This is a genomic window from Aromatoleum toluclasticum ATCC 700605, assembly GCF_000378245.1.
GTDB classification, from domain to species: Bacteria; Pseudomonadota; Gammaproteobacteria; order Burkholderiales; family Rhodocyclaceae; genus Aromatoleum; species Aromatoleum toluclasticum.
In genome coordinates, this window is sequence record NZ_KB899498.1 from 191,574 (window position 1) to 203,173 (window position 11,600).

Below are 11,600 nucleotides of genomic sequence, written 5' to 3' on the forward strand. Positions count from 1 at the left end.
GGTGAGAGGGCGGCGCGATCAGCGCAATGTCGCGAGTCGCTCGAGCGTGGTCTCGGGGACGGCGTCCGCGGGGATCTCGACGAAGCGGAAGCCGCCCGGGGGAACTTCCGGTGCGGCCTCGCCGCTCCAGAACGCCAGCGAAACCGCAAGCCCGGTGGGCAGCGCGTCTGCGGACTTCGGCGCGATGCAGAAGGCGAGGCCATCCGCCGATACGTCGAGTGGGCCGGGGCTGCGCAGCCCGCATTCCCAGCGGTAGTGCGCGGCGAGGTTGAGCACCGAGCGGTAGGCTTCGAGCGCGCCGGTGGTGGTCGGTGCATCCGACTCCTCCAGCAGCAGCACGTCAAGTTCGGTGTCGCCGAAGCTGCGCACGAAATCCGCGACGTACATCGCCGCGTCGTCCGCCAGTTCGTCGCCGACGTCGACCGTTTCGCCGTGCGCCGCGAGGTACGCCTCCGCGACCCATCGCCGCGGCGAAGGCAGCACCAGCGCGAGCGGCGCGTTGCGGTAGCTCGCGCGCAGCCCCCGCAGAATCTCGCCAATGTGGTCGCGCAGCGCGTCGGTAGCGAGCAGCGTTTTCAGTGGGGCGACGGCGCGCTTCTTCGTCCCCATCGCCTCGACGAGGTCCTCGTCATGTGCGAGCCACGCTTCGGCGATAGGTTCAACCGGCAGTGCGACGACGTCCGACTTCAATAGCCCCTGGGCCTTGCGGTGCCACGCGACGACCTCGGCCGCGTCGAGCCAGGCCACCGTGCCGTCGGCGAGAAGCCGCTCGGCGTACGCGGTCGCCTCGACCCACAGCACGCGTTTGCCCGACGCCAGTAGTTCGGCAAGCCGGCCCATGATCATTTGACCTTAGCTTCGAGCTCGGCGATGCGCGCCTGCATCGCCGCGATCTTCTGTTCCCGCGGGTCGGGCAGGAAGACTGGCTTCATCGTCTCGCTCGTCATCGTGATCCGGGTCGGTCCCGCGCCGGCGTAGATTACGCCGTCGTCGCCCCACGAGCCGTAATACGGGATGTGCTCCGGCGGCGTCGGCTTGTTCCACGTCTTGACGAACTCCTTGTACGGCGTGCCGCGGGCGATGCGCGCGCGGCGCTCGGTGTCGCGCGCCATCTTCGTCGCGTCGACATCGACCCGACGGATAGCCTTGTCATAGACGACCTTGAAGAGATTCTCGGCGACTTCGTCCGAGATCAGGTCCTCGCGCAGGTCCTGCATGACGAGCTCTGGGTCGCGCTCGAGCACGTCGCCGTAGCCGCCGCCGCCGCCCTGGCAGATCATGTAGATCTCGCCCTCGGTCGTCAGCTCGAAGGTGATGCCGGCGTCGTCGGCGGTATAGGTGCCGCCCTCGATCGGCTGCTTGTTCATCAGTTCGACGATGTCGAACGGGAACTTGGCGGGATTGCCGGATTCCTTCAGCCAGTCGAATACGTTGATGTCCTTCACGCGGCAGATCGGATAGGCCGACGACGAGTAGCCGCCGAATAGACCCGGGCAGGACGAGAACGATGAACCGGTCTGGCCGGTCATGAAGCCCCACATCGCCGAACCTTTCGACGACATCATCTGCTCGTAGCCTGCGCCGCCGCGGTACTTGCCGAAGCCCATGCGGTCCTTTGCTAACGTCTGCGCGACCAGGCGCACCATCGGCAGCTCCTCTTCCAGCAACTCCTGCTCGCCGGTGTCGGACATGAAGCTGAAGCAGCCCGACAGCGAATGCAGGCCGTCCTGGTTCTCGCGCGCGCCCTGGCCGGCGCCGTTGATGTCGGCGCAGAAGTTGCCGGTGACCTCCATATGCTGCGTCAGCCCGCCGTAGATGAAGGTCGCGGGCTGGTTGTACTGCGCGGCGAGGACGGGGGTGACGCGGGTCTTCGCTTCGAGCGGGACGCTGTAGACCAGCTTGTTGAGCAGCTGCCCCGGCTTGATCAGGTAGTGGAACGCGCTCGAGATGCTCATCGACAGCGTCGCGTCGGTGTCGGAGTTCAGCAACGAGGGGTAGTCGGCGACGAAGTCGAAGCTCGAGAACACCGCCTGATTGCGGGGCAGGTCCGGCCAGATCTGCTGGATCAGGCCGGTCAGCAGGAAGGACTTCAGCGATGCGATGACGCCGTTGATCGCGCGGTTCGACAGCTGCGGCGAGCTGCCCTTGACGACCCAGGTGCCTTTGTCGCCCTTCTTGTGGAACTCGCAGTTGTGCTTGATCAGCGCCGGTTCGCGCAGCGTCGAGTCGGCCCACGAGGGGAAGCGCACGACGCCGTCGGGCATCTCCGACAACCGCCGCCGGACCTCGGCCTCGGTGTCCTCGAGGTTCTTGCGCAGGAAGGCGATCAGCGCGTCGACGCCGAACTCGTCGATCGCCGAGCGCAGCCGTTCCATCGTGCGCATCACGGCGAACAGCTTGACCTTGACGTCCTCGTACTGCAGCTTCGGGTCGCGCACCGAGTTCTGCAGGAAGGTCAGGATGTCGCGCTTGATCTCGTAGCCTTCGACGATCCGCAGCGGACTCATCTTCAGGCCTTCGTCGTACTTCGACTCGGCGCGCGCCGGCATGCCGCCGGGCTCGATCGCGCCGTTCTCGCCCTCGTGGATGGTCGAGGACACCCAGCAGATGAGCTCTCCGTCGTAAAACAACGGCATCATCATCGACTGGTCGGTGTTGTGCACGCCGCCGTAGCGCGAGTCGTTGTGGATGAAACCGTCGCCCTCGCGCACGCCCACCGACGGCTCGTTCGTCCAGTACTTGTTGATGAACTTGATCGGGTACTGGCACACGGCGGCAAATGTCGTCATGCCGATCGGCGAGGCTTCCGACAGGTCACCGGAGGCCGTGAACACCGCGGTCACGAGGTCGCCCCATTTCGCTCCCGGCGCCGAGCCCATCTGCTCGATCATGCGGAAGCTCTCCGCCATCCCCGACTGGACGCGGCCGCGGACCTGGTTCAGAAGATGCGGATCGCTGACCTTGCCGATCGCGACGTCCTCGCGCGCCGTGCGGGGTTCGAGCCGATGGTTCTGCATGATTTCCGGATCGGGCCCGAAGAAGAGCTGATGCTCCTCGAGGAACTCCTGCATCAGCTTCTTCTCGGCCGGGCTCAGTTCGGCGGTGCATTGTTCGTGAGTCATGAATGCTGTCCTCTTTGTGCGGTTACTTGGCGGTGTCGCGCATGAACCAGACGGCACCCTGCGCCGCGACTTCCATGTGCCAGCGGGGCTCGACGAGGTAGGTCGTGTGCGCGGTCGTAACGACGGCGGGGCCGGCGATCTTCGTGCCGTGGATCAGCGCATCCGCGTCGAAGATTGCGGTTTCCTGCGGTTCGTCGAATCCGACGAAGTGGCACGTGCGGTGGCCGACCGGGGTCGGTGCGGGCGCGGTCTTGAGGCTGGGGCGGATGTCCTTGAAGCGGATCGCGTCGAGCTCGACGTAGGCGCAAACACGGATCGTGTTGATGCGCACACCGGCCGCCGGCGATTGGCTGCCTTCGCCGAAGCGGTCGCCGTAGCTGCGGTGGAACTGTGCGATTAGCTTGGCGACGTCCGACAGGCCGTTCAGGCGGTTCAGCTCGGTCGTCACCGTCGTTTGCACGCGCTGGTTGCCGTAGCGCATGTCCAGCTCGAGCCGGTAGCGCACGTCCTCCGGGGCCATTCCCTGGCGCAGCAGGTCCTCGCGGCCGCGGCGCTCGAGTTCCTCGACCTTCGCGTTGAAGCTCGCATAGTCGGTGAACATCGTTTTTGTGCCGGAGTGGAACAGCACCATGTAGCAGGACATCTCGTGGATGTGCATCTGGTTCAGGTTACCGGCACCGGCTGCGGAGAACACCGATGCGAACGGCGGCGCGAGGATCTTGTCGATGCCGAGCTTGTTCGCGATGCCGCACGCGTGGAGCGGGCCGTTGCCGCCGTATGTCAGCAGCGTGAAGTCGGCGGGCTCGTAGCCGAACGCGCGCAACTCGGTCGCGACCCCGTTGGCCATGTCCGCATCGACGGTGCTCTTGATGAGCTTGCAGGCATCGACCAGATCGACGTCGAGCGGATCGCACAACTGGTCCTCGATCGTCTGTCGCGAGCGCTTCGGATTGAGCTTGATGTGGCCGTTCGCGTAGTTCTCGGCGTCGAGGTAGCCGAGCAGCAGGTCTGCGTCGGTGACTGTCGCCTTCATGCCCCCGCGGTCGTAGCAGGCCGGGCCGGGGTCCGAGCCGGCCGACTCGGGGCCGCATTTCACCGTCTTGTACATCTGGTCGTAGCTCGCGACCGAGCCGCCGCCCGAGCCGAGCGTGACGAGGTGCATCATCGGCACGGTGACCAGACGATGTTCGATGACCGGCAGGAAATCATAGAATTTCTCGCCGCCCTCGACGACGAGGCCGATGTCGTAGCTGGTGCCGCCCATGTCGGTAGCGACGACGTTGCCGAGGCCTGCCTGTTTGGCGAGGTGCTCGGCCGCCGACACCCCCGACACCGGCCCGGAATGCACCGTCTGCAGCGCGTCGGTGGAGTTCAGCTGCGCCATGCCGCCGGAGTTGTGCACCACGAGCATCGGCTTCGTGTAGCCGGAGTCGCGCAGGTTCCGCTCCAGCGCGGACATGCCGAAATACATGACCTTGTGCAGGAACGCGTCCATGATCGTCGACATCGCACGGACGTATTCGCCCTTGCGGCCGGCCACCTGGTGCGACAGCAGCATCGGCACCGCACCGAGCATGTGCTCGGGATAGTCCTCGAGGAAGATGCGCTGGATCGCGAGCTCGTGCTCGGGATTGACGACCGAATTCGTCAGCGCGACGACGATCGCTTCCGCGCCGTTGTCGAGCAGGTCGCGGATCTGGGTGCGCACGTCGTGCTCGTCGATCGGCAGCAGGATTTCGCCCGCATAGTCGAGGCGCTCGCGCACCGTGCGGATCATCTCGATCGGCACGAGCGGCTGCGGCCGGCTGGCGTTTGGCAGGTTGCGCTGATACTCGATCGAATGCCCCTCGCCATACGAGCGGCCGCGTCCGATCGGCACGACGCCGCGAAAACCGGCCGTCGCCAGCAGGCCGATCTTCGGGCCCTTCAGCTGGATCAGCGCGTTGGTGCCGAGCGTCGTCGCGTAGCGCACCGAGTCGACCGACGACAGCAGCTCGTTACGCTTGATACCGATCTCCCCGCATGCGCTGTCGAGCGCTTCGTTGAAGCCGAGCGCGAGGTTGTGCTTGGTCGTCAGCGCTTTCGTCTCGATGTAGTGGTCGTCCCACACGACGAAGCAGTCGGTGAAGGTGCCACCGATATCTACCGATACTCTCTTCATGTCCCTAGCCCCCGGAAATCAGTGCGAATGGCCGTGGCCGTGACCGTGGCGGTGGACCGGTCGCGGCGTATCGCCGGCGGCGACGTGGACCTTCTCCTCCTTGCGCTTGGCCCATTGCGCCTTCAGCGCGTCGATGTCGAGCTCGAGGTCGCGCACCGGGGGGTGGCCCGGAACGGTGTATTCGGCTTCGATCAGCGTGCCGCAGCCCGGGCAGTAGTACTCGAGGATCGCGCACCACTCGGGGTCGGGCGCGAAGGTCTTGGCGTATTTCGCGGGGTCGAGCAGCGGCCGGTGGATCTCACGCGGGTCGCGGTGATAGACCAGCAAGCCCTCCTTGTAGAGCTCGCGGGCCGGGCCGATCTCGTGGCCGCAGCAGCGGCACTCCCACCGCTCGCTGTCGAGATCGATACGCAAATACTCGGTGATCTGAACTTTCATGGGTCGTTCTCCTATGCCGACTTCGTCAGCAGGGTGTCTCGGTTGGCATTGATCTCGAATCGCCATCCCGCGCCGACGCGACCCGTGAAATACGCTTCTTCGAGAATGCAGGGGCCTTCACCGTACGCGCCGGAGGGCTGTTCCTCGATGCGGTATACCGGCAATGTCATCAGGCCGTGCGCGGCGACCTTCACTTCGCGCGTGCCTTGGGAAACCGCCGGAATGCGTGCGTCGCCGGCAAGCGGTGCGAATTCGGCGTGGTTGATCGGCTTGACGATGCGCAGCGCAACCGACGCGTGATCCGATTCGCGCAGATCGCCTGGCAGCGCCGTGCCGGGCGACCACGGCAGCGACGCCTCGTCGTCGTCGCGCACGCGGAAGATGCTCCATTCGAGGACGCAGTCGTCGAAGTCGAAGCCTTCGGCGAACATGTCACGCCGCGCGCGGTGAGCGAGCTCCTCGACCGCTTCGTCGGCCGCCTCCCGCGACAGCGAGGGCAGGCGGCTCTGGTAGCTTTGCGCAATGTCCGAAAAGCCGATGCCGAACGCCGAGAACACCGCGGCGAGGCCGGGGATGATCGCGCGCCCGATGCCGGCCGCCTCGGCGACGTCGGTGACGAGGAACGGGCCGGCACCGCCGAACGCCGCGAGCGTCGTGTCGGCGTCGATCGGCGTGTATTCGATCAGGCTGCCCGCGACCTTGTGACACCAAGCCTTCTGCGCAGCCTCGAGCGCCGCGTCGAGGTCGAGTCCGAGCGGGCCCGCGATGTTGTCCCGGATCGCAGCCTCGGCGCGATCGCGGTCGAGCTTCATCGCCCCGCCGAAATAGCTTACGGGGTCGATGAGCCCGGTGAGCAGGAATACGTCCGTGATCGTCGCATTCTGCCCACCGAGGCCGAAGCACGCCGGGCCGGGCGCGCCGCCGGTCGATTCGGGACCGACCTGCATCGACCGACCGGCGGCCTTGATGATCGACGAGCCGCCGACACCGACGCTGACCACATCGCATAGCGGCAGCGACACCGCTACGCCCTCGACGTCGCCGCGTGGGCGGGCCTTGACGCGGCCGTCCTCGACGAGGCCAATGTCGGTCGTCGTGCCGCCGATGTCCATCGTCAGCAGTCGCTTGAAGCAGTAGTGCGCGGCGAGCGCGCGCGCCCCTTCCATGCCGCCGCGCGGCCCCGAACTGTACGTCTTGATCGCCACCGTCCGGGCAACGCGTGCGGAATCGCCGTCGTTGCGGAAAATCAGCAGCGGGTGCTGGTGGTAATACTCGCGCAGGATACCTTCGGCGTTGTATAGGAAGGTTTCCATGGTCGGGTGCAGGAAGGCGTTCAGCAGCGTCGTCCAAGTCCGGCGCGTGCGGCTGACGTCGTCGGCGAGGTCGCTCGCGCACAGCACCGGAACGACGCCGAGGAGATGCCGGGGGAATTTCTGTAGCGCCGCCTGCTTGAAGCGCGCCTCGTCCTGCCGGTAATCCTCGCCTTCGAAGCTGATGACGATGCGGTTGGCGCCGGCGGCGGTGAGCCGGTTGATGGTCGCGACGACCTCGCCGTCAAACTGCTCCCACGACAGCGACAGGTCGAAGCTCGCGACCCGGTCGCCAACCAGCGCCTCGAAAAGCTGCGCCTCGGCGTGGCTCGCCTTGAGCAGCGCCACGTCGGTGCCGCGGCAGACGATCAGGCCGAGCCGCGGCCCCTTGCGCTCGACGATCGCGTTCGTGCCCTGCGTCGTCGAATAGCGGATGTGGTCAGTTGACAGCAGCAGGTCGACAATGCGCTCCTCACCGTAAATCAGGCGGGCCGCCTTTTTTAATCCTTCAAAGAAGCACTTCGACAGGTCATAGGGCGTCGTCAGCGTCTTGGTGTGTGTCACCTTCGAGCCGTCGATCACGCAGATGTCCGTCAGCGTGCCGCCGTTGTCGATGTTGATCAGCTTTCCCATATGGTTTTCCTCGTGGGGTCCTCGACCACCGTCCGGGAGGACGGGCGTCATTCGCATCGCGTCGCGCGACTAGGTCGCGCGGAACGCATTGGCATGGGAGGCAGATTAAAGGCCATCCGCACCTGCAAGAACCCTCGAATGAGGGGGAGGGGAAGCGCCGGCGGGGGGGCTCCCCGCCAAGGAACAGGAGCCAAGCGCGATGGGGGCACCCTCAGGGACGAACGACGACTTTCACCGAGCCGGAGTTCTTGTTCGCAGCGACATCGAACGCGTCGGCGATTCGCTCGAGCGGCAACTCGTGCGTGACTAGAGCCTCGAGCGGCAGACGGCCGGACGCCATCAGGTCGATCGTGAACCGGTAGTCCGTCTTCAGCCCGCACTGCCCGTAGGCGAGGCAGAATAAGTAGTTGATTTCCTTGAATGCGGACTTCCAGGAATCGACCGGCACCGGTTCGTCCCACAACCCGAGCGGGATGACGGTGCCGCGGTGGCGGACGACGTCGGCCGCGAGCGCGAGCGTTGGCGCGTTGCCACCGACCGTCTCGACGACGATGTCGGCGCCACCGCCGCCGACCTCCTCGAGCAGACGTTCGCCGACTGCGTCCTCGCCGCTGCGCACGACCGCGTCGATGCCGAACCGCGGCGCAAGCGCCGCCTGATGATCGTATTTCGCCGTGATGACGACCTTTTCGGCACCGAGCGCCTTCGCGGCCCCCGCGGCGGCGAGCCCCAGCACGCCGGCGCCGATGACGACGACACGCTCACCGCCGCGCATGCCCAGGCGGCGCAACGCGGCGACCGGCGTTGCAGCGGGTTCGATCAGCGAACCCAGGTGCGGTTCGATGCCGTCGGGAAGCACGTGCAAGCCCTTCTCCGGCAGCTTCAGGTACTCGGTAAAACCCGGCGTGACGAACTGACCGGCGGCCGCGCAGTGGCTGAAGGCTCCGGCCGCGCAGTATTCGCACTGCCCGCAGCTCGCGCTATGGAAGAGATCGATCGCCACACGGTCGCCGGGTTGCACGCGCCGGATGTTCTTGCCGGTCTCAACCACAACTCCGCCGTACTCGTGGCCGCCGCCGCCGCGGATCGGGAACGGCCAGTACGCGGTCGCCGTGCCGCTGCCCCGCCACCAGTGCAGGTTGCTGCCGCACACGCCGATCCCGGCGGTCTGGACGATCACGTGGTCGTCATCGACCTCGGGGCGCTCGACATCCTCCAACACGATCCGACCGGGCGCGAGCATCACTGCGGACTTCATCTTGGCCATTTTCCTTTTTCCAAATAGGTCGGGGCTGTCCGCAACGCAGTCCAGCCCCGTGACGATGACAATCGGCATAGGCCGATCAGCGCTGCTGCTGGCGCACGTGCTCCAGGTACGCGGTCGGCCAACTCATCTGGAACCATCCTGCGCCCGGCACGCCGTCGATCTCAACGGCGATGCCGGCTTCGTTCAGCGTGCGTAGCGGGCTGACCTGGAACGGGAAAAACGCGATGACATCACCCTTGAGTTTGACGAGCCGGCCGGCGGCGTCGCGGATTGAGGCATCAACCGAGCGATGACGCAACCCGTCATCGTGTTCGAAGTTGACAACGAGTCCTGTGATTTCGGCGGTTCGGCCGTGCTTATGGACGTAGCCGCGCAGCTCGGTGCGGCCGTACGCCTGGATCTGGAAGAAATGTACAGCGAGATCGGGTCCAGCTTGCGCCTGCAGGAACTTCCAATGCTGCGTCGCTTCCCAGTCGCGCACGCCCCACGAATGGTCGCGATGCCCGGTCGTGTCGAACGGGATCTTTCGGTCGTCGATGCGCAAGACCCCCAGCACTTTTCCGCTCTGCTCGAAGCGGTCGTCGGCGACCCACGGCGGGCAGCCGTTAGCGTGGGCGCTGTAGGCATACGCGGGGTGCATCGCTTCGAAATGGTATTCGATGCTCGCGCGCTTGCCCGCAAAGCTGACGTCGACGCTACGCAGTGGCTCGCGCTGACGCACATGCAGTCCGCCGACGTGCCAGTCGTCAAAGTCCATCTCGTCCGGCACCGCGATGCCGTCGACGACCTCGATGATCGGCTCGTCTCCGATCCCCGGCCCGAACGCGCAGATCGCCGCCCCGGCCTTGCCTTCGCCGGTGACCCACGTATAGACAAATATCGCGACCCGCTCGTCGGGCAGCGTCAGCATGTAGGGCATCGACTCCCGGGCGTGCGGACCAGGACGCAAGCGGTGGCGCCGGTCGTGGATCGGGTTCAGCAGTTTCGGCTCGGCTTCCTTCATCGTCGTCGATTCCTGTAGCTAGAGTTAGGGGCGTGCCGCGGTTCGCGCTCACACGGGAAAGACCGGCGGCGCGTCGTACTGCCGCACCCCCGCCGCGAGGAACGTTCCGTCCTCGTAACGTGCGTCGCAGCGCCGTTGCCGGATGCGCCAGCCGTCGACTTCGCGAACGAGCTCGTCGTCATAGGCCGCGGCAACGGTCCAGACGTTGCGCGTGCCGTCATCTCGGATCTGGATGTGCGTCGCATGAGCGCGGCTCGACGCGCGCGCCAGGTCGCGGTCGATTTCGATGACTGGGTTGCTCACGGTGTGGCAGGTCCACCAACACTTGCGGAGAAAGCCGCCGAAGACGTCCTGCGCCTCGCACATCGAAAACCGGATCAGCTGTTCGCCGAGCAGGTAGACGAGCTGGGCGTTGGGGGAGAACACGGTGTCGAGCCGGTCGAGTTGCTTCTTGTCGAGCACTTCGGCATAGCGCAGCACGACTTGGGCAATGTCAGAGCGCGCCTGGACGTCTTCGTTCACGATGGGTTCCTCCTCGGGGAGCAGAGCCGGGAATCGCGGGGGATACGGTCGGGTCAGGTTCCGTACGACAGCTCGAAGATGCCGCACCCAGTCTCGCCCTCGCAGCTGACCTCGACGACGTGGTCCTGAAGGCCCATCGAGGCCGGATTGAGCCGGGAGTCGGCAGGCTCCCACCGCTCGCCGGTGACCTTTAGCGGCCCCTGGCGCATGCCGTGAATGACGCCGTCCTTGCCGCCGTAATTGCCGCCGCGTAGGTGCACGCAGGTGGGTAGGCGGCGCATCTTCACCGGCAGCACGCGACCCGACGCGAGATGCACATCGACGGCGCAGCCCTCGAAGTGCTCGTTCGGCCCGAGTTCGAAGCGCCGCACGATGTGCGTCACCTTCTCCTGCGCACCGCCCTTCGCGTCGCTCCAGCGCACGAGGCCCTCGAAGAAGCGCGGCGTCCCGTCCTGCTCCTGCGTCTGGAAGTACCACAAGTAGAACGAATCGAGCTGCACGCACACCCAGTTGTGACGCGTGCCCCAGTTCGCCTGCCGGAACCACTCGGTCATGTCCTCGATGACGGCGATGCCTGGCCGCACCCCCCACGAGCGGTCGCGCACCGCGTAGTGCCGGTCCGGCGTCAGTGCGATGCGGCGGCTGTCAAGCTCCACCCAGCCTTCGACGCGGCCGACATGGCCGAAGTGCGTCCAATCCCAGACCTTGCGACCCTTCACCTCCGACACCAGCCGCATCGGCTCCATCGCCTCGAAGTTCGCGACGTAGTCGAACTCGTAGCGCGCGCCGTACGGGTTGTCGTCGAGCCAAAAGCGCCAGCGCTTCATCGGTTCGACGACTTCGGCATGCAGCGGGCCGACAGCCATGACGTCGCGGTCGCCGCCGACAAGCTCACGCGAGCTCCGGACGTTGACCTGCAACTCCGGTGTCGCGATGCACGCGAAGCCGTCCGACACCTTCATGTTCGGATAGACGCCAATGCCCTGAGCGATCGATAGGGACCCGTCGATCGCCTGAAGGTTGAAATAAAAGCGGTCGAACCAGCGCGGGTCGGACTCGACGATGTTGTCGAGCGTGCCGTAGTTCTGATGGATCAAAAGATCGTCGAGACGGGGCATCAGGCTTCTCCTAGAACGGACGGAAA

Annotated in this window: 9 protein-coding genes; all 9 read right to left on the reverse strand. The window is 65.8% G+C overall.

Annotation, left to right across the window (positions count from 1 at the left end; translation table 11 throughout):
- Positions 1-18: 18 nt before the first annotated feature.
- Positions 19-840: a hypothetical protein gene (locus F464_RS0115205; RefSeq protein ID WP_026296029.1), complete on the reverse strand. Its 822-nt coding sequence runs from the start codon at positions 838-840 to the stop codon at positions 19-21.
- 2 nt (positions 841-842) lie between these two features.
- Complete coding sequence (locus F464_RS0115210) at positions 843-3,122, reverse strand: hydantoinase B/oxoprolinase family protein (RefSeq protein ID WP_018990693.1); 2,280 nt, start codon at positions 3,120-3,122, stop codon at positions 843-845.
- A gap of 22 nt (positions 3,123-3,144) precedes the next feature.
- The gene (locus tag F464_RS0115215) at positions 3,145-5,283 is read right to left on the reverse strand and encodes a hydantoinase/oxoprolinase family protein (protein ID WP_018990694.1); all 2,139 of its coding nucleotides are present in this window, start codon (positions 5,281-5,283) and stop codon (positions 3,145-3,147) included.
- Between the two features lie 18 nt (positions 5,284-5,301).
- Complete coding sequence (locus F464_RS28710; RefSeq protein WP_018990695.1) at positions 5,302-5,721, reverse strand: acetone carboxylase subunit gamma; 420 nt, start codon at positions 5,719-5,721, stop codon at positions 5,302-5,304.
- Positions 5,722-5,732: 11 nt separating this feature from the next.
- A complete protein-coding gene (locus tag F464_RS0115225) occupies positions 5,733-7,664 on the reverse strand; it encodes a hydantoinase/oxoprolinase family protein (protein ID WP_018990696.1) in 1,932 nt (643 codons plus the stop codon).
- Between the two features lie 211 nt (positions 7,665-7,875).
- Positions 7,876-8,931, reverse strand: a complete 1,056-nt coding sequence (locus F464_RS0115230) for a zinc-dependent alcohol dehydrogenase (RefSeq protein WP_018990697.1) — start codon at positions 8,929-8,931, stop codon at positions 7,876-7,878.
- A gap of 76 nt (positions 8,932-9,007) precedes the next feature.
- Entirely contained in the window at positions 9,008-9,934 is a 927-nt protein-coding gene (locus F464_RS0115235; RefSeq protein WP_018990698.1) for a DUF7064 domain-containing protein, read from the reverse strand.
- 48 nt (positions 9,935-9,982) lie between these two features.
- A complete protein-coding gene (locus tag F464_RS30985) occupies positions 9,983-10,456 on the reverse strand; it encodes a nuclear transport factor 2 family protein (protein WP_018990699.1) in 474 nt (157 codons plus the stop codon).
- Between the two features lie 53 nt (positions 10,457-10,509).
- Positions 10,510-11,574: a hypothetical protein gene (locus F464_RS30990; protein ID WP_018990700.1), complete on the reverse strand. Its 1,065-nt coding sequence runs from the start codon at positions 11,572-11,574 to the stop codon at positions 10,510-10,512.
- Between the last annotated feature and the right edge of the window lie 26 nt (positions 11,575-11,600).